This is a genomic window from Flavobacterium tistrianum, from assembly GCF_003254545.1.
GTDB lineage: Bacteria > Bacteroidota > Bacteroidia > Flavobacteriales > Flavobacteriaceae > Flavobacterium > Flavobacterium tistrianum.
Map to the genome: position 1 here is coordinate 570801 of NZ_QJRH01000073.1, position 19348 is coordinate 590148.

Below are 19348 nucleotides of genomic sequence, written 5' to 3' on the forward strand. Positions count from 1 at the left end.
AAAGGTTTTTTGCTAAACCGCTTATTCCTGATCTTGTAAATCAAACTATACTCAAATAAGAAAGGGATGAAGTTTAAAACATCATCCCTTTTTGAATATCTATAACTAACAAAATTTAGAAATTCAATTTTTTTAGGTTCAGAGTTGCAGAGGCACAAAGGGACAAAGTTTTGCCTCCGTACCTTTGTTCCTTTGAACCTTTGCCACTTATAAAGAAACTTTTCTTCTCTGAAATTTCTTCATCAGCCATTTTCTAACTGGTTCATCGTATAATTTTAAGCATACGAAAGCTAGAACGATGCTTACGATTAAAACTCCAATTCCTTCCAGATAACCATTTACCATTGTGACTTTATTATCTACAACCCATGCTGTAAACCAATAAATTAATGGATAGTGCGTGATGTAAATTGGATAAGAAATATCACCTAATAGTTTGCAGATTTTTAATGAGAATTCATTTTTAATTTCTCCTCCTGCTCCAATTGCAACAATTATTGGGAAAATAATGATAATACATATTGATTCGTACAAACCATTGATCCAAAGGCTGTTTTCATCTCCAAATCTTGGCAAGGCTAAAACAATTGTTATCAGGATACTGCAAACCCAAAAAGCATTTTTTACATGGATTAATTTTCCTAAACGGCATAATAAAACTCCAGCAAAAAACGGGTATAATAAACGAGTAAAACCAACATACATCTGTTCTACATTGAAAGACCATCCGCCGATAACGTCGCCTTTTGGTCCAAAAACAGTATAGTTAATTAACAGTCCGGCAAATATCAATACAAAAACTGACATTACTTTATTCGAAAATTTACGGAAGATAACGGCGTACAAGATGTTTGCAATATATTCGAAAAAAAGCGACCATGCCGGACCATTTAAAGGATGCATTTCTCCCCAACCTCTAATTTCCATAGAAGGCGGAATTGGTAATAACGTAAAACCTATTACCATGGTTAAAATAACTTTCCAAGCTTCCATTCCTCCAATCATCGGAAACAATATATCTGAAGCTTGAAAATAGTAAAATATAGCGCCAATGATCATTCCAAGAATTACCATTGGCTGTAAACGAATTAAACGGCGTTTGTAAAACTCCCATTGCCCCATTTTTACCCAACGGTCATCGTACGCGTAAGCGACTACAAATCCAGATAAAAGAAAGAAGAAATCAACGGCAAGATATCCGTGATTGATTATTTGAACGAAACGATTTCCGCCAGCAAAAGCTTCAAAAATGTGAAAAGCAACTACTAAAATAGCTGCAACACCACGCAGACCATCAAGTATTTCGTAATGTTTTTTTGGTTTAATGTCAACTGAAATTGAACTCATTTATGTTTGGTTTAAGGTTAAGTTTTAATTGTAGATTGTAGATTGCAGATTTTAGATTTTCTGCATTCTTAAAATTTGAAAATTAAGTTTAGAATTTGGAATTTTTAAATTTAAATTTAATCTATTGGTGATTTTTAAGCCATTCTAATCTTCTCTGATCTGGCAAGTGTTTTACGGTGAAGTTTTCAAATTTAGCTTCAAAACCTTTTCCGTCTGGAGAAGCGGCCATTAAACCAACCATCACTGGCGTATTGTCTTGCAAAGGTGCATTTCTGGTCATGATATAGTTTTTATCATCAAAAGAGTAAAATACTTCGACAGCATCTAAACGGCGTACTGCTTTAATCCAGATAAAAGGCGGCGCTTTGTCTAAAGTCGTCACACTCCAATCACTTTTATCGTGTGTTACAACGGTGCTGACATTAAATTTTCCGTCAACAAACTCTACTCCTGTTTTAATATAATTCTTTTCATCAATACGAATCATCAATCCCATTTGATCAAAACGTGCGATGTAGTTTCCAGTCAATTTTACTTTTGCTTCAAATTCACCTCCATACGTTGCATAATAAAAAGGCGCATCATCTACTGTAAAACCATAATGAGAAATTCTCCAATAATCGCTGTTTGCAGTAACATTCATAATTAATGCATTATTTTTAATTTCCCATTTTTCAGGTTCATTAAACCATTGCATTTTATTCAGGCTTTGTGCTGAAATATTTTTCGCAAAAAATAAAGTCAATATTGCAATCGTAATTTTTTTCATGTTGTTTCTTTTTTTACCATTAAGATATTAAGAAAATTAAGTTTGACTTAATGAATCTACTCTTAATGCTTAAATATTAAGAAAATAAAGCTTCTCTTTATGTTTCTTAATGTATAAATGGTGAATTTTTAACTAAAAGCAAAGCTGCAAATTTTTACACTTGCAGCTTTACAAACCAACCAATTTTTAGAAATAAAAAAACTTATTTAAGTGAAAAATTCACTTTAGATTTAATATCTGTTGATGAAGCACCAATAATTGCTTCGAAGTCACCAGGTTCAGCAACCCAGTCGTGTTTTTTATCGTCAAAGAAACTTAAAGCCGTTTTATCAATTGTAAACGTTACTGTTTTTTCTTCTCCAGCTTTAAGAGCAACTTTCTCAAAACCTTTTAATTCTTTTACCGGACGAGGCAATGAAGATTTCAAATCGGCAATATATAATTGCACAACTTCAGATCCTTCTCTACTTCCTGTATTTTTTACATTAACAGAAAATGTGATTTTATCTCCAGCGTTTATTTGTTTTTTGTCTGCTGTTACTTTTCCGTAAGCAAAAGTCGTATAGCTTAAACCATGTCCAAAAGAAAATAACGGTTTGATTTTGTTTTTATCAACCCAACGGTAACCTACAAAAATTCCTTCGTTGTATTTTACTGAATCACCACCTGGGAATTCGCCTAAAGCGTGAGCTCCGTTATCAGATAATTTTACTGGGAAAGTGAAAGATAATTTTCCTGACGGATTCACATCTCCAACCAAAACATTTGCTAAAGCATTTCCAGCTTCTGTTCCTAAAAACCATCCTTGTACAATTCCTGGAACTTCTCTAATCCAAGGCATTGCAATTGCATTTCCAGAAATATTTACGAAAACAATGTTTTTGTTTACTTTCGCCAAATCACTGATTAACTTATCCTGACCATAAGATAAATTCAATTCTTTACGGTCGTGTCCTTCGTCATCTTGATTTGGACTTTTGTTCAATCCACCAATGAAAAGAACAATGTCAGCATCTTTAGCCACTTTTAAAGCTTCTGCAGTTAACTCAGCTGGAGAACGTTTGTCTTCTAAACTTACTTTAGCCACAACTCCGTTATAATTGCTCGTTGGATCTCCTACATAACCTCTTGCGTAAACAATTTCCGCTTGATTTCCGATTCTTTTCTTCAAACCTTCTAATGGCGTGATTTCGTATCTTGCTTTAAGCGAAGAACTTCCTCCTCCAACAGTCATCATTTTAATAGCATTTTCTCCAATTACAGCAATCTTTTTAGTTTTAGAAAGATTGATTGGCAGAATATTGTTGTTGTTTTGCAATAAAACAATTCCTTCTTCAGCAATTTTGCGTCCTGCAATAGCATGCTCTTCTGTTCCAAAAGAACCAAAAGGACGATTTCTATCCATTGTAGTCAAGAAAGATAAACGAAGAATGCGACGCACTTTTTCATCTAATTCTTTTGTTCCAACTTCACCTTTTCTGATCATTTCAGAATATGGTTTTGCTAAATAATAATTGTCATAAGCATTACTTGTTCCCCAAGAAAGACCGTTTGTCCAAGAACCAAATTCCATATCCAAACCGTTGTGAATAGCTTGTTTCGTATCGTTAACACCACCCCAGTCAGAAACTACAACTCCTTTGAAGCCCCATTCTCCGCGAAGAATATCATTTAACAAATATTCGTTATGGCAACATTGCTGACCTTTGTATTTATTGTAAGCTCCCATAATTGACCAAACATCACCTTCTTGAACTGCCGCTTTAAAAGCAGGAAGATAAATTTCGTACAATGCACGATCATCCACAATTACATCGACAGTATTACGTTTAGTTTCCTGATTGTTTAAGGCAAAATGTTTTACACAGGCAGCAACTCCATTAGACTGCACTCCTTTAATATAAGGAACCACCATTTTTGAAGCTAAAAACGGATCTTCTCCCATATACTCGAAATTACGCCCGTTTAATGGACTTCTGTAAATGTTTACTCCTGGCCCTAATAATACATTTTTGTTACGGTAACGCGCTTCTTCTCCAATAGATTTACCATATAAAGAAGCCAATTCTTTGTTCCATGTAGATGAAAGTGCTGTAAGCGCTGGGAAAGCAATACAAGAGTCGTTTGTCCATCCTGCCTGATCCCATTCGTCCCATTTTACCTCTGCACGAATTCCGTGTGGTCCATCGGTCATCCAGTTTTCTGGAATTCCAAGGCGTTTTACACCTGGAGAACTAAATTTAGACTGCGCATGAATCATGGCAATTTTCTCTTCGGTAGTCATTCGTTTAAGCGCATCTTCTACTCGCTCTTCAATCGGTTTTTTATCGTCTAGATAAACTGGAACTTTGTTCTGAGCATTCGTTCCTACAGAACTTAGTAAAAGTAAAACAACAATTGTTTTAACGTTTTTTAACATAACAGTAATTATTAAAGCATTAGTTTATAATCAGGGAAAGTCTTTTTGAGAAAAACTTTTTTATCATATTGTAAAACTAAAACGTTATCGTACAAGTTACATTTTTAGACAGAAAAAAGTAGTAGATTAAAAAATCAAATTATTGATTTACAAATACTTAAATTTTAAAATACACTAAAAAAAGTAGTGGTTTTAAAATAAATATTTATGCTTTCAAAGCCATTGAGCCGATTTTCATGACCATTTCTTCGAAATCATTTCGCGAAACTGCGGCCTTATTTCGAGCTCTTGTGCGATAGTTGTAAATTGTGCTTAAAGAATAACGTAAAAATGCTGCTATTTTAACACTATCTGTAATTCCCAATCTGATTAAAGCAAAAATTCGAAGCTCAGTATTTAGCAATTCATTTTGTTTGAGAACAATCTGTTCTTCTGGAATTAATAAGGCGTTGAAATCTTTTACGAATGTTGGATATAAGTTTAAAAAGATAATATCGAAGTTTTTATACAATTCTTCCAACTCATTATCAACCAAGGTAGTTGATTTTAATATTTTATAAATTTCATCAAATTGCTTTGCTGTTGCTTTCTTGTTTAAAATAATACGGTAATTCTCCAGCTTATTGATGTAAGTTGAGCAAAGATTAAAGAAATGTGCAATATATTCTTCTTTAACCAAATTAGATTCAGACAATTGCAGGTTACTTTCTTGCAGCTGACTGTTGGTTTCGGTAATATCTTTGTTTAATTCAGCTAATTTTTGACTGGTTTCGTAAAGTTCCGATCGAATTCTTGAAACCTTTTTCATCTGTATATAGACGTAAATAACTGCAACGATCAAGAACAAAGAAAGCAGACTAATGCAAAGCAGGTAAATCTGTAATTCGCTTTTTCTCTGCGCTTCACGTTCTAAATAAACCGTATTGATAATAGAATATACTTCTGACATTAGTAATGTTCTGAACTGAACATTGCAATACAAAGCATCTTCAATAGCAGACTGTGTCAGTTTATAAGCCATATCGACATCACCGATTTCGTAAAAAACCAGAGCCAATTCCTGCAATGAAGCATTATCTTTATTAGCGTTTTTTATATCAGATGTAGCAGAAAGCGCATAGTATCTTTTTCTAGCTTCCAAATCATGCGTCGCTTCACCTATTTTTCCTAACAAATAAGTAATCATGGCGTATTGCGGACTTTCTTCTTTTGTTTTATTCAATAAAGCTAATAACTGCTTTTTTGGCCCATCAAACTTTTTATTGAAAATATCCTGCTGAATTCTGTTAATCTGATAATCTAAAGTATTCGGATTTAAGACACTTAATAATGAATCGCGATATTTGCCAATCTGCTTTCTGTATTCTGGACTGTAACTGTTAGCCGCGTAATGTTCAAAAAACTCACGATTGGAAAAATAATAAATTGGAATCAGAGAAGGCGCTAGATCTTTCTTTTTGATACTTTTTAAAATTGCTTCAGATTCACGGTATTTTCCAGAGGAGGAATAAAGTGTTACCAATTCTAATTGAGCCAAATTGAAAAGCTCTTTATCCTGAAGTTCTTCTGCAATTTTGAGATTTTTTTTTACGTATTGAATTGCTGAATCTGAATTTAGCTTCTGATATTCTAAATAAAGCGTTTTGTTGTAATTATACTCTTGTTCTTTGGTAAGATTATCAGATTTTATTTTCTTGAAATTCGCAATTCGTTCTTCTTTAATCTTTACGTAATGCTGTTTATTTTTGATCGCCTCATTTAATTCTTTTAAAATAACATCTGTACTTTCCGATGCAAAAAGAGGAAAGCTAATAAGAACTATAAAAAGGGAGAGAAATAGATTTTTCAAACTGACAAAAAAATAAATAAGATATACAAATATAATAAAGTGTCTATTCTAAAATATTACAAGTAACCTTTTTTATAATTTTGTTACAGCAAACCCGATAAAACTTAAAAATTATGCCACACTTTATAATTGACTGTTCAGAAAATGTACTGCGCCGACTTGCAGCAGACGAAATTATGCAGGAGGTTTTTAATGCCGCTTTCTCGACTAATCTTTTTGCTGCTTCTGAAATCAAAGTTCGCATTAATCCTTTTACTTATTATAACAACGGAAATACGTTAAATGATTTTATTCATGTTTTCAGCTACATTATGGAAGGCAGAAATGACGAGCAAAAGAGCAATTTATCAAAAGTAATTGTCACAAAACTGAATGCGTTACTTCCAGAAGTTTCAGTAATTTCTATTAATGTAATGGAATTCGAAAAGGCTAATTATTTTAATAAAACAATGATATAACGTCTTTTATGCCATCACTAGTTTTATACCCAAAGCTTAAATGATATAAAAAAAACTTTGTCAAAGCTTAAAACTTTGACAAAGTTGCTTTCAATTCTTATATCACTTATATGGTAAAAAAAACTAAACAGCAATTGGTGCTGCCAAACAACTTTCGGGAATATCAAAAGCATTTACTAAAGCCACAGCATCGGGACGAATATCCCAGCAAAGCTGATTTACAATTTTACGGATAGCTTTGGTTTTAACCGCTTCCATATAACCGTCTTCCAGATACCAAGCCTTGTTTTTTTCGATTGTTGAAAGTGCGTACAGCTGGTTCAGTTTTGTCAAGATTGCTTTTGATGGTTCATCTTCTATGGTTTTTATTGCAATCTGAAATTGTTCTAAAACTATTCTCTCCAAATACGCCTGCGCGACATCAATCATTTGATGCTGAACGACATTAAAAGCATCATAAGGCTCTAATCCGCCATCGATTAATTTCTTGATACGTCGCGCTGCAGAAGCTAAAATTGTTTTTTCTCTATGAACAAATACCTGAAGATGAAATTCACTATCTAATAGATGCTCATCGTCTGTCCTGCGAGTTGCAATTGGATTTTTCTCAGCAATTGCCGTTTTCGCATTTTCATACACATAATTGATAATGCCCAATGAGCCCATTTCTCCAAACGATTTTCTGAATTCTGCCAAACGGTTTTTAGCCACTAATTGCATCAAAACTGTATTATCGCCTTCAAAGGTGGTGTAAATTTCGGTGTCATTTTTAAGCGCGTCAATTCGGTTTTCAGACAAATATCCTTTTCCTCCACAAGCTTCACGGCATTCCTGCAAAATATCTCTCGTGCTCCAAGTAGAATATGATTTCATTCCTGCAGCCAAAGCTTCAATTTCTTGCATTTCGGCTTCGGTTCTGTTTAAAAATCTCTTGCTTAAATATTGAAGCCCAAAATGAACCGCATATGTTTTCGCTAAATGCGGTAATAATCTGCGCTGATGCATTCTATAATTTAAAATCGGAACCTCAGATCCGCCTTCTGGTCCAAATTGTCTTCTTTGATCGCTGTAGCGAATGGCAATTGTCAATCCAGATTTTGCTGCTGCCAAAGCCGAACGCGGAATCCCGATTCTCCCTCCTACTAAAGTTCCCAACATCGTAAAAAATCTACGGTTATCACTCGGAATCGGACTTTCAAATTCGCCTTTATCATTTACAGAAGCAAAACGATCCAGCATATTTTCCTTCGGAATTATAACATTGTCGAAACTAATTGTTCCGTTATCAACTCCATTTAATCCCATTTTATGACCACAATCACCAATTGTTACGCCTTTTACCATATTTCCATCAGAATCGCGTAACGGAACCACAAACGCATTTACGCCATAATCGTGATCATCAATAATTAATTTAGCAAAAACAGTCGCCATTTGTCCATGAACGGCTGCGTTTCCAATATATTCTTTTTGTGCGTTTTTGTTTGGTGTATGAATGGTAAAAGTCTGATCGCTATGATTGTAAGTTGCTGTGGTTTCTAACCCTTTTACGTTCGAACCATGATGTGTTTCGGTCATGGCAAAACATCCAGGAAGTTTCAGCGAGCCAATGTCTTTCAAATACTTAGCATAATGTTTTTCGGTTCCTAAAGATTGAACGCTCATTCCCCAAAGTCCGAATTGAACACCAAATTTGATTACCAGACTTAAATCATGATAACTCAACGTTTCCATAATCGCAAAATAATCTTCGATATTTCCTCCTCCACCGTATTCTTTGGGATAAGCCATGCTTCCTAAATTTTCATCGGCTAGAATTTTACACCATTTGTAAACGGTTTGTCTAAAAACATTAATATCGGTTGAAGTTTCATAAGCAAATTCAGGTCTTGAGATAACCAATTTTACTCTTTTAATTATCTCTTCTTCTTTTCCATCTAAAATTTGAGTTATTTTCTGAATGTCAAAACTCGCATTGGTTTGAGAATTGGCTGTAAAAGAGCCTGCTTTGGTTTTAAAGTTTTGCAGTGCTTCTTCACCTAAAATTCCAAGATCATTTTCCAATTTCACAAAATCTGATTCTATGGGAGTCAAATCCAAATCTTGTGCAGAAAGTGCTTTAGCAATATCAAAAATCGATTTTATAGAAGATTTATCCTGAATGCTTTTTTCAATATCCGATTTCCATTGTGTGAGTTCATTTCGTGAAGGCGGATTTGAAATATCTACTTTAGAAAGCAAATATTCTTTTTCGTCTGGAGATAAAACATTTAAGGAATTTATAAACTCTTTTAAAGTTGTAAATTCTTTCTGTGTCAGTAAATCATCTGACCACACTAAATAAAATAACGGAGTAAAGGCTTGAAGTTTGGCAGCTTTCATAGTATTAAGATTCGGTTTGTAATAGTTTTTTCTTGCCACAGATTACACAGATTAGAAAGGATTTTTTTGTTTGCCACGAATTCCACTAATTTTCACGAATTAATTATTCTAAAATGATGAACAAAATTTGTGGAAATTCGTGGAATTCGTGGCAATATTTTTTAAATGCGAACAATAATATAATCCTTTTAATCTTTTAAATCTGTGGCTAAATAATTTTTCAGTTTATCGCATAAAAAAACAGGAATGAAATATACTCATTCCTGTTTAAACATCCTGTTAAGATTCTGACAATTTTCGATTTTAAACCAATAAAAAATATGAAAACTAAGAATTAAGAACCCTTGGATATTGAGGTCATTTTTTGCTTTATGGCAAAAATATGATGCGAATTAAAAACTAACACTGCGGTAAAAATGATACCGTATGCTGTAATTTGTAAAGGCGTAATGTTTTCTTTAAAAAAGAAGGCTGCCAAGCCAAATGCAATCATCGGATTAATGTTTAGTAACATTCCAACTGTGGAAGAGTTGATTCCGGAAAGTGCATATAAATTGAGAAATAACGGAATTATAGTAAATACGATTGCAATGGTTTCAATGCAGAAATAAAACTTAAATTCCGTTGGTACCGGTCCCCCAAAAACCGGATAAAACGGTAATAAAAATAATGCAGCCAAAGTGATATGAAAAGTTAGAACAATAAACTTGTCAAAACCTCTATTGGCACGCTGGCTTACTAGATAAGCGGCATAAGTAAGACCTATTATGATACTGAAAAACATATCCATGATATCGCTATAGGAAAGCAATAAACATCCTGAAATGCTTAATCCCACAGAAAGCCATTGTGTTTTTAGCAATTTTTCGTTTAGTATAAAATAAGCTAATAATGTAGTCAGGATTGGGCAAACAAGATAAGCCAGAGAAGCGGCTTTTACGCTGATATGATTCACTACATAAATAAATGTAAACCAATTAGCCATCAAAAATGCGCTTCCTCCAATATTTAAAAGAATCGATTTTCTTTTTTCTAATTTTGATAAAGCCTTAAAAATCTGAATGGTTTCTCTTATTTGTTTTCTTTTAAATAAAAAAGCAATCAAAAGCATTAAAATACCACAGCTAAAAACACGAAAAAACAGAATATCCAATGACGGATAATCGTGTATCGGTTTTAAAACTAAGCTAAAAAGCCCCCATGTAATAAAGGCTGAAATTGCTGCTACGTAATACTTTGTTGTTTTCACAAAATTAGCTTTTGAATTTATTTTCTTTTGATAACGCAAATTTCTAAAAAATTAAACAGCAATACAGATACAGTTTTTGTAAATTGCAGCATAACAGTTTTTATTTTCATAATGAAAAATTCTAATTACTTATATCTTCAATTTGCTGACCTCATCGAAAAACAGATCAAATCTGGACTTTTAAATGTAGGCGACAAACTGCCTTCTATACGAGAAGTTTGTGCCGAAACAGGCTACAGCATGAGCACCGTCAGCAAAGCATATTATGAAGTAGAAAGCCGTTCTTTGATCGAATCAAGACCACAATCAGGTTATTATGTAAGTAATATTTCAGCCAGAACAATTCCGGAACCATCGGCAAGTACACCGCTTTTTACCCTTGAAAATATTGAACGCGAGGATTTAGTGGATTTGGTTTATGGTGATATGCGTAAAAAAGATATTACAATGCTTTCGCTTGGTTTTCCGTCCAATGAACTGTTGCCAATTGCTAAATTGAATAAAGGAATGGTTCAGGCTATGCGTCAACTGCCAAACAGCGGAACGAGTTATGAAGAAATTGAAGGAAATAGTAATCTAAGAAAAGAAATTGCGCGTTGGTCTTTTACTTGGGGCGGTTCTTTGACCGAAGATGATATTATAACCACTCCTGGCTGTATTTCAGCAATTTCAGATTGTTTATTGACACTGACTAAGCCAGGGGATACGATTATTACAGAAAGTCCGGTTTATTTTGGTATTCTGCAACTGGCGAGATCTTTAGGTTTGTATGTTCTGGAACTTCCTACCAATATGACGACAGGAATTGAAATTGAAGCAGTAAAAAAAACTCTTGCTTCCAACAAAGTAAAAGCCTGTGTATTGATGAGCAATTTCAGTAATCCGTCAGGAAGTATGCTACCAAACGAACATAAAAAGGAAATTGTCCGTTTAATGGATTTTTACAATGTTCCGTTAATTGAAGACGATATTCATGGCGATTTGTATTTTGGCACAAGCCGTCCAACCAATTGTAAAACTTACGATGAAAGTGGCATTGTACTGTGCTGCAGTTCTGTTTCTAAAAGTCTAGCACCAGGCTATCGTGTGGGTTGGGTTTCTCCAGGGAAGTTTAAAAAAGAAGTTCTGAGAACCAAATTGTACCATACGATCTCCAATTCAACTATTACACACGAAGTGGTTGGTGACTTTCTAAAAAATGGCCGCTATGAAAACCATCTTAGAAAAATTCGTCAGATTCTAAATCGAAACTGTACCAATTACATTAATACTGTTTTGGAATCTTTTCCAGCAGGAACAAAAGTGAGTCAGCCTCAAGGCGGATTTTTTCTTTGGGTAGAATTGGATAAAAAAATTGATACTGCCGCTTTTTATCATTTAGCGCTAAAACATAATATTAGTATTGCCCCAGGAAGAATTTTCTCTTTTCAAAACCAATTTTCAAATTGCATGCGATTGAGTTTTGGATTGCCTTGGTCTAATGAATTGAGGACTGCGATTCAGACGTTGGGAAGGTTGGCAAAGCAATTATAAATGTTTTAAAACTCATTAAATGAACATAGCCCGTGGTTTCAACCACGGGAACACATTGCAAGATTCTTTGCGTTCCAGCGGTTGAAACCGCTGGTTATGTTTAAAACATTTGGTAATTTCTTCTTTCTTCACCTTGCGGAGTTTCTTGTGGAGATTCCTCGTCCCTCGGAATGACAAACTTTGCATATTCTTTGTTAGCGTGATTGCTTCGTTCCTCGCAATGACAAAAAAACTGGACAGCGCAACTACACACTGTCCAGCCAACAATTAAAAGAAGACCAAAATTAAATAGTTATAAGACAAAATAAGCGTCCTTTTCGACTTTCTTAGGTTCGTCATTTAATTCAAATTCTTTCAGTATATCAAATTCACTTTGATATTCATTCAGCATTTGTTTGATATTTTTTTCAATTGTATTTGCAATTGCCGTAACTGGCGTATCGGTCGGTCTGTTTTCAAATGGATCTTGCAAATGAATTGCCATTCTTTCGATCAAAAAGAAAGCAGCACCGATTGCAGTAATCAGCGGAATTGCGAACCAGCTCAATACACTTGTTAAACCAAAAGGCAGCAACAGAATAAACAAACACAAAGTCAATCTAATATACATACTGTAAGTAGTTGGAAAAATCGTGTTCTTAATACGCTCACATTTACCCATTTCATCACACAATCTTGACAAAGTATTATCGATTTCAACCTGCTGATACATGTTGATTTTCTTTTCATTTTTAGCGGTTCTCAAATCTCTTGCGTGCAACATCAAAATAGCATTCGGAACGTTTTGATGATTTTTGATGTATTTGATTTCTTCTTCGCTAATTAGACCTTCAAGTGGTTTTATCGCATCTCTTTTTCTAAGCGATTCTCCTAAACTATAACACCAAGCAATTTGTCTTTTAGCAAAATTTTCTTTGAATTCGCTCGCTTCAACAGAATAATCTGGATCTTCGTAAAACGTTAAAACCTGACGGATTAAGGTTCTTGAATCGTTTACAACTGCTCCCCAAACAATTCGTGCTTCCCACCATCTGTCATATGCCTGATTCGACTTAAAAGCTAATAATAAGGAAATAATGGTTCCAATCATAGTTGGAATGGCAATCGGAATATCTACAGGAAGATTGATAAAATAATGATGGAAAATTTCAAATAGTACTGTATAAGCCAATACTAGTGCAATTTCTACTTTAATTTTCCCGAGAACGTACTTCATTGGTATTCTTTTCTTTAATAACATATTTTCGGTTTTAATTAAATTAATATTTTTTTTTAGGTGCTAAGAAACTAAGGAGCTAAGATGCTAAGGCATTAAGATCTACCAATTAAAAAACTTAGAAACTTAGAAACTTAGAAACTTAGAACCTCAGAAGCTTAGTGGCTTAGAAATCAAACCATCTCTTCGTACAACGAAAGAACTGGAAGACCTAATTTTTCATTGACATTTTCTTTTTTGACTTTTTTAAATTTGATTTTTTCGCCTTTTCGAGTTTCTACCAACATATCGATATTGTGTTTTGATATGGCTTCTGATAAAAAGGGCGCTACATTTTCGTAATTATCTTCAAAACTGGCTGTCTGGCTAACAATTTCAAAAGAGAAATTGGCATTTAAAAAATCCTGTACATCTTTTACATGAATGTTTTTATTAGAATTTTCTACATACAATGCTTTATGAAAAACCTCTTTATTGATTTCTGTACCAAGATGCAGAATCGGACATTTCTGATTTCCTGCCAACTGCACTAAATATTGATGGATTCTTTTGGTTTCCTGCTTATAAGAATGGGTCAGAATAATCAGTTTTACAGAAAACGCTTCTATAAGACGTCTGAAAATTGGTGCCGAAAGTCCGTATTGATTGTGGACTTTTAGTTTAATATTTGAAGTATGTTCTATAATATATCGGCAAGTTTCCAGAACTTCTTCCTGACTTTTGGTAAGTCCAGATTTCATTTCTCTTAAAAAACCCGAAGAAGAAAACGTATCAGGAGCTTCTGAAACTAATACTAAAATAATTTCCGATTCCGTATTCTTAGACTGATTTACCGCAGATTTAACAGCCGAAATAGTATCATCTTTTAAAGTTGTAGGTATAAGAAAATTTTTCATAAGTATATCTTTTAGTTTTATACTTACAAAATAACTTTCGACAAATTAGACCGTTATTAATCTAAAATTAGAATTTCCTAAAATTAAACATTAGATTTTTTAATGTTGCCTTTTTTAAAGATGATGGTAACGATTGTGCCTTTATTCTGTTCAGACTGCACTTGAAGTTCTCCGTCGTGCATTCTAATAATTTTAGAAGCCAAAGGAAGTCCTAAACCGTAGCCAATATATTTGGCAGCGATTTTACCTCTAAAGAAAGGCTCATACAAATGCGGAATATCTTCTGGCGGAATTCCGATTCCAATATCATTGATCGCAATTTTGATCATTTCTTTGTTTGCCGTAAGATTTACAAAAACTTCGTTATTATCAGAATACTTTACGCCATTGGTTATAATATTATTGATTGCCAATTCTAAAAGCGGTTTATTGCATGGCAGTAATAATAGATTAGAATCTTCTGGAGCAAAATTAAGTTTAATGCTTACGCGGTTATCTGGATAAATTTTGTCTAAATCAGATTTTACATCCAACAACAATTCATCCATTCGGGCAATATCTGAAACCTGTTTTTGTCCGTCATATCCTGTTTGCGTCAACTTAAGCAAGCTTTCTGTCAAGTTTCCTAATCTTGAAGCCTGACTGTAAATATTTTGCAGAGATTCTACATATTCATGTTTTTCTCTCTCTTTAAGCAACATAATCTCCGATTCGGCAATAATGGTTGTAATTGGCGTTTTCAATTCGTGAGAAGCATTATTAATAAAGTTCGCTTGGATTTCGAAAGAAGTCTCCAATCGATCCAGCATATTATTAAAAGTATTGGTTAAATCTGATATTTCATCAGAATTTTTAACTTCGGGAAGACGATTGTGCAGATTAGAAGCACTAATTCTTTTTACTTCTTTAGTAATTCTTGCTACAGGATTAATGACACGTTTTGCTAGATATCGTCCTAAAAGAAAAGCCAGAATCACAAATCCGATTCCGCCAAAAAGCATAATTTTGACAATATAAATGGTTGTGTCTTTTCCTTTACGGTCTCTTGCACCAACGATTACAATATATTTTTGATTGCTTTCCTGAAAAATCTGTCCTAAGTAATACTTATTATCTCTTTCGTACGAGTCTTTTCCTGTACTTAAAATATTAGTGTAAAAAGTATTCGGCAGATTTAGGTTCGTATTATAATCAAAACTATTGTGACTGTTTATTTTGAGTACATACTCTTCTTCCTCAATTAATTCTTCAAGACCATTTTTTTGAAGATTTTTATAATATTTAATCTTCTCTGGATCTTTTTGAAAATGAATTGAAGCTACAATTTTCGCCCTATCATCTAATCGCTTTAAAAAGTGGTAACGATTGTTTTCTCTGAACAAGAAAAACACGATGATACACAATAGCGAGGTACTAAAGGTCGAAAGAGCAACATAATTGAAAGTGATTTTTTTCCTAATATCCATATTATGGTTTTATTACATAACCCAAACCTTTCATGGTGTGAATCAGTTTGGTTGAAAAAGGCTTGTCTATCTTTCTTCTTAAGTATGTAATATAGACATCGACAACATTGGTATTCATATCAAAATTAATATCCCAAACATTGTCTAAAATCTGATCACGCGAAACAATGCGTCCCGTATTTTTTGCCAAATAATATAAAAGTTTAAATTCTTTGGCTGTTAGTACAATGTTTTCGCCATCTCTTTTAACCGTTTTGGCGCGTCCGTTTATTTCTAAATCAGCTATTGTGATAGTATCTATTTTTTCTGTTTCCTGCTGCGACCTTCTGTACAAAGCATTTACTCTGGCATCTAACTCTCCAAATTTAAAAGGTTTAACCAAATAATCATCTGCACCAGAATTAAGTCCGGTTACAATATTTTCTGAAGTTCCTAAAGCCGTTAAAAGTAAAATTGGCACGAAATTTTTGGCTGCGCGAAGTCTTCTGCAGATTTCAATTCCGTTGACATCAGGAAGCATTACGTCTAAAATTACAACATCGAAGGTATAATTATGAATCATTTCCATGGCCGTTTTACCATCCATAGCAACGCTTACTTCATTATTATTTTCCGCAAAACCTTTTCGTAATATCGATAATAGATTTGGCTCATCTTCGACTATCAGTAATTTCATATTAAGAAGTTTGTATATACAACAAAAATAAGAATACTATTTAAAATAATTTTAAACAACTTTACAAATTATGATTTTATTGTGAAGAATAAAAAAAGTAAGCCTTATCGTCTGTTTTTTGATATTATTTTATGGCCAAAGCTTTTTGATTCTTAATTTTTCAAATTAAAAAGTCTCTCCAGCATTCAAATAAAATCCTTTAGAATTATTACCCCATGAGTAGTCGAAAATAAGATTCGTTTTGGAAGCTTTGTCAATTAAAAGCCTTAAACCGAAACCAGCTGCTGGCTGAATTGATTTGAATAATTTAAGATCATTATCGGAATTACTGGTCGTTACAAAATTGGTAAAAACAGTACCACTCAGCAATTGATTGCAGGTAATCGGAAATCGAAACTCTGTAGACAAATAAACCAGTCCATTTCCTCTAAACAATCCTTGCGTGTAGCCTTCTCCACTTCTGCTGCGCTGATCCCAGCCAATTGCAGGAAGATTTAAGTACGGAACTTTTCCTCTTGTTACGAATTGCCCATAAGTCCAAAGTGCCAGAATATATCGCGGATTTTTATGAGAAACAGGAATAAAATGACGGTATTCTGCGAAAAGAACATTACTATATTCTTGATTATTAAAAAGTACTGGATTAAATCTATAGTTTATATTGGCAAACCAGCCTTTTGATGCATTTACCTGATTGTCTCGCGAATCGTGAACCAGATTCAAACTTACTCCATTCAAGAAATACTCATTATGATCAAAACCATATTTCTGGCTGTAATTATAGTGATAGGTATATTTTCCGTTGGCAATATCTAGCTCTTTATCATCAATGCTTGAATACCAGTCAATATTAATTCCTCCCCCAACATAATAATTTTCTTTAACTTCAAAAGAAACGGTCTGATGAAATTTGAAATAATTATAATCCATATCCTGAGCTAGCGAATCTACACTAAAACCAGGCGGACGATCACGTCTTGGAGGAATAATATCGGTTCCTAATCCGTAATTGGGTTGCGAAAACAGATACAATCGATAATCCCCGCTCAAAAAAATCTTATTATTCTTCAGCAGAATATTGTTTTTTACATTGACCAGCCACTGATTTTTTAAAGTATAAGTGATTCCAATATTGGCAATTGAATATTTGTCTTTTTCCTCTTTTCCTTTAAAAGTATATTGGGCAACAGCTCCAAAAAAGAAACCAGTTGCAGGCTGAGAACCTATTGCGGGAATTACTAAAAAGAAATTGTTTTTTGTGGGCTTAACAACTAATGCGTCGTCATCTTTTTTAAAGATATCAAATATCGTTTTAGGCGGACAAATTTTTGGATTTTGAATTTCAGAATTCTGAATTTCCTCTTGAGCAAATAGATTGAAAGAAATAAAAAGCAATAATCCTAAGATTTTAGACTTGTACTGAAAGGCATTATTTTTAAAAAAAATCACCATTTACAAAGTTTAGCTTTAGAAATAAGACTCAATCTTACTGTAAATATAAGCCTTATTTTCAACATCTTATAAAATAAAACTAATTAATTAAAAAATATTTTAACAAAAAAAGCCGTCAAAAATAAATTTGACGGCTTGGGAATATCATCTCAAATATTACTTGGTAATAAATTTTGGGTGAATCAAATTCTCAAGAGAATAAATTTCATCCCATTTTTCCTGAGTAATTAATTTTCTTTCGAGAACTGCAATTTGATGTACGCTTTTACCAGTTTTTAAAGCTTCTCCTGCAATACTGGCACTTTCTTCATATCCTAAAATTGGATTCAATTGCGTTACAATTCCGATGCTGTTCATGACCATATTGTAACAGTGATCAACATTTGCTGTGATTCCGTTAATACATTTATCGATTAAAGTCTGAATTGCATTTGAAAGATAATCCAAAGAAGTAAACATCGCAAAAGCAATAACAGGTTCCATTACATTTAGTTGTAATTGTCCTGCTTCTGCAGCCATTGTTACCGTTAAATCCTGACCAATCACATAAAAACAAGTCTGATTTACCACTTCTGGAATTACCGGATTTACTTTTCCTGGCATAATAGAAGATCCTGGCTGGCGTGCTGGAAGATTGATTTCGTTAAAACCTGTTCTTGGTCCTGAACTCAATAAACGCAAATCGTTACAGATTTTAGAGATCTTTACTGCAGAACGTTTTAAAGTTCCCATAATCTGAACATAAGCTCCTGTGTCAACCGTCGCCTCAATTAAATCTGGCGAAAGTGTCAGCGGAATTCCAACCTCATCTGCCAAATATTTTACACAGATTTCAGGATAACCTTCTGGAGCATTTACTTTTGTACCTATAGCGGTTGCGCCCATATTGATTTCTAAAAGTAATTCCTGAGCATTTTTTAAACGCTGAATATCTTCTCCAATTGTTGTGGCGTAAGCTTTAAATTCTTGCCCTAAAGTCATAGGAACCGCATCTTGCAATTGCGTTCTTCCCATTTTTAAGACATCCTTAAACTCCTCGCCTTTTTTTGCGAAAGCGACTTCTAAACCAGCAAAAGTTTTAATAAAGCTTTCCATTTTAAGATACAAAGCAATTCTAAAAGCCGATGGATAAGCATCATTTGTAGACTGCGAACAGTTTACGTGATTATTTGGATGCAGAAAATTATATTCTCCTTTTTTATGGCCTAAATATTCTAATCCGATATTGGCAATAACTTCGTTGGCATTCATGTTTACTGAAGTTCCTGCCCCGCCCTGAATTAAATCGCTTACAAATTCCTGATCAAATTTACCTGCAATAACCTGATCACTTCCGTAACAGATTGCCTCGGCGATTTTAGGTTCAAGAGCTCCACAATCTTTGTTTGCTAAAGCGGCTGCTTTTTTTACATATCCTAGAGCTTTGATGAATAAAGGCTCTTTTGAAATCGGAATTCCAGTAATATTAAAGTTTTCTACCGCTCTAAAAGTCTGGATTCCGTAGTATAAATGATTAGGAATTTCTAATTCTCCCAGAAAATCGTGTTCTTTTCTTGTTGGTTCCATATAATAAAATTGATATGTTTTGACTTAAAAAAATAAGTGTAAAGCTACATCAAATTATGCATTAAAAGTG

14 protein-coding genes are annotated in these 19348 nt (G+C 33.7%); 2 read left to right on the top strand and 12 right to left on the bottom strand.

Annotated features, from left to right (window positions below; translation table 11 throughout):
- Nucleotides 1-207: 207 nt before the first annotated feature.
- From DMB71_RS21470 to DMB71_RS21485, 4 genes are all read right to left on the bottom strand, one after another.
- Nucleotides 208-1347: an acyltransferase family protein gene (locus tag DMB71_RS21470; RefSeq protein WP_111369653.1), complete on the bottom strand. Its 1140-nt coding sequence runs from the start codon at nucleotides 1345-1347 to the stop codon at nucleotides 208-210.
- A gap of 121 nt (nucleotides 1348-1468) precedes the next feature.
- Nucleotides 1469-2116, bottom strand: coding sequence for a DUF1349 domain-containing protein (locus tag DMB71_RS21475; protein WP_111369654.1), 648 nt, complete (start codon nucleotides 2114-2116; stop codon nucleotides 1469-1471).
- A gap of 202 nt (nucleotides 2117-2318) precedes the next feature.
- Nucleotides 2319-4535 (bottom strand): glycoside hydrolase family 3 C-terminal domain-containing protein, encoded by a 2217-nt coding sequence (locus DMB71_RS21480; protein WP_111369655.1) that lies wholly within the window; start codon nucleotides 4533-4535, stop codon nucleotides 2319-2321.
- Nucleotides 4536-4740: 205 nt separating this feature from the next.
- Nucleotides 4741-6384: a DUF6377 domain-containing protein gene (locus DMB71_RS21485; RefSeq protein WP_111369656.1), complete on the bottom strand. Its 1644-nt coding sequence runs from the start codon at nucleotides 6382-6384 to the stop codon at nucleotides 4741-4743.
- 113 nt (nucleotides 6385-6497) lie between these two features.
- Between DMB71_RS21485 and DMB71_RS21490 the strand changes: the two genes are divergently transcribed.
- Nucleotides 6498-6842: a 5-carboxymethyl-2-hydroxymuconate Delta-isomerase gene (locus tag DMB71_RS21490; protein ID WP_111369657.1), complete on the top strand. Its 345-nt coding sequence runs from the start codon at nucleotides 6498-6500 to the stop codon at nucleotides 6840-6842.
- Between the two features lie 123 nt (nucleotides 6843-6965).
- On the opposite strand, the gene DMB71_RS21495 is transcribed toward DMB71_RS21490, so the two are convergent.
- Complete coding sequence (locus DMB71_RS21495) at nucleotides 6966-9224, bottom strand: acyl-CoA dehydrogenase family protein (protein WP_111369658.1); 2259 nt, start codon at nucleotides 9222-9224, stop codon at nucleotides 6966-6968.
- 334 nt (nucleotides 9225-9558) lie between these two features.
- A complete protein-coding gene (locus tag DMB71_RS21500) occupies nucleotides 9559-10473 on the bottom strand; it encodes an EamA family transporter (protein WP_111369763.1) in 915 nt (304 codons plus the stop codon).
- 111 nt (nucleotides 10474-10584) lie between these two features.
- Between DMB71_RS21500 and DMB71_RS21505 the strand changes: the two genes are divergently transcribed.
- Nucleotides 10585-12006, top strand: a complete 1422-nt coding sequence (locus DMB71_RS21505; RefSeq protein ID WP_111369764.1) for an aminotransferase-like domain-containing protein — start codon at nucleotides 10585-10587, stop codon at nucleotides 12004-12006.
- Nucleotides 12007-12298: 292 nt separating this feature from the next.
- On the opposite strand, the gene DMB71_RS21510 is transcribed toward DMB71_RS21505, so the two are convergent.
- The 6 genes from DMB71_RS21510 to aspA form a co-directional block, all read right to left on the bottom strand.
- Entirely contained in the window at nucleotides 12299-13246 is a 948-nt protein-coding gene (locus DMB71_RS21510) for a bestrophin family protein (protein ID WP_111369659.1), read from the bottom strand.
- 149 nt (nucleotides 13247-13395) lie between these two features.
- The gene (locus DMB71_RS21515; RefSeq protein ID WP_111369660.1) at nucleotides 13396-14118 is read right to left on the bottom strand and encodes an adenine nucleotide alpha hydrolase family protein; all 723 of its coding nucleotides are present in this window, start codon (nucleotides 14116-14118) and stop codon (nucleotides 13396-13398) included.
- A gap of 83 nt (nucleotides 14119-14201) precedes the next feature.
- Complete coding sequence (locus DMB71_RS21520; protein ID WP_111369661.1) at nucleotides 14202-15584, bottom strand: HAMP domain-containing sensor histidine kinase; 1383 nt, start codon at nucleotides 15582-15584, stop codon at nucleotides 14202-14204.
- A 1-nt stretch (nucleotide 15585) separates the two neighbouring features.
- On the bottom strand, nucleotides 15586-16260 hold the full coding sequence (locus tag DMB71_RS21525) for a response regulator transcription factor (RefSeq protein ID WP_111369662.1): 675 nt from the start codon (nucleotides 16258-16260) through the stop codon (nucleotides 15586-15588).
- A 165-nt stretch (nucleotides 16261-16425) separates the two neighbouring features.
- Nucleotides 16426-17712, bottom strand: coding sequence for a BamA/TamA family outer membrane protein (locus DMB71_RS21530; protein WP_111369663.1), 1287 nt, complete (start codon nucleotides 17710-17712; stop codon nucleotides 16426-16428).
- Nucleotides 17713-17868: 156 nt separating this feature from the next.
- On the bottom strand, nucleotides 17869-19278 hold the full coding sequence (gene aspA / locus DMB71_RS21535; RefSeq protein WP_111369664.1) for an aspartate ammonia-lyase: 1410 nt from the start codon (nucleotides 19276-19278) through the stop codon (nucleotides 17869-17871).
- Nucleotides 19279-19348 lie beyond the last annotated feature (70 nt).

Coding starts and splice junctions, on each gene's coding strand:
- DMB71_RS21470 (WP_111369653.1), bottom strand. CDS start 1,347: ATGAGTTCAATTTCAGTTGACATTAAACCAAAAAAACATTACGAAATA.
- DMB71_RS21505 (WP_111369764.1), top strand. CDS start 10,585: ATGAAAAATTCTAATTACTTATATCTTCAATTTGCTGACCTCATCGAA.
- DMB71_RS21490 (WP_111369657.1), top strand. CDS start 6,498: ATGCCACACTTTATAATTGACTGTTCAGAAAATGTACTGCGCCGACTT.
- DMB71_RS21495 (WP_111369658.1), bottom strand. CDS start 9,224: ATGAAAGCTGCCAAACTTCAAGCCTTTACTCCGTTATTTTATTTAGTG.
- DMB71_RS21525 (WP_111369662.1), bottom strand. CDS start 16,260: ATGAAATTACTGATAGTCGAAGATGAGCCAAATCTATTATCGATATTA.
- DMB71_RS21520 (WP_111369661.1), bottom strand. CDS start 15,584: ATGGATATTAGGAAAAAAATCACTTTCAATTATGTTGCTCTTTCGACC.
- DMB71_RS21475 (WP_111369654.1), bottom strand. CDS start 2,116: ATGAAAAAAATTACGATTGCAATATTGACTTTATTTTTTGCGAAAAAT.
- aspA (WP_111369664.1), bottom strand. CDS start 19,278: ATGGAACCAACAAGAAAAGAACACGATTTTCTGGGAGAATTAGAAATT.
- DMB71_RS21480 (WP_111369655.1), bottom strand. CDS start 4,535: ATGTTAAAAAACGTTAAAACAATTGTTGTTTTACTTTTACTAAGTTCT.
- DMB71_RS21510 (WP_111369659.1), bottom strand. CDS start 13,246: ATGTTATTAAAGAAAAGAATACCAATGAAGTACGTTCTCGGGAAAATT.
- DMB71_RS21530 (WP_111369663.1), bottom strand. CDS start 17,712: ATGGTGATTTTTTTTAAAAATAATGCCTTTCAGTACAAGTCTAAAATC.
- DMB71_RS21515 (WP_111369660.1), bottom strand. CDS start 14,118: ATGAAAAATTTTCTTATACCTACAACTTTAAAAGATGATACTATTTCG.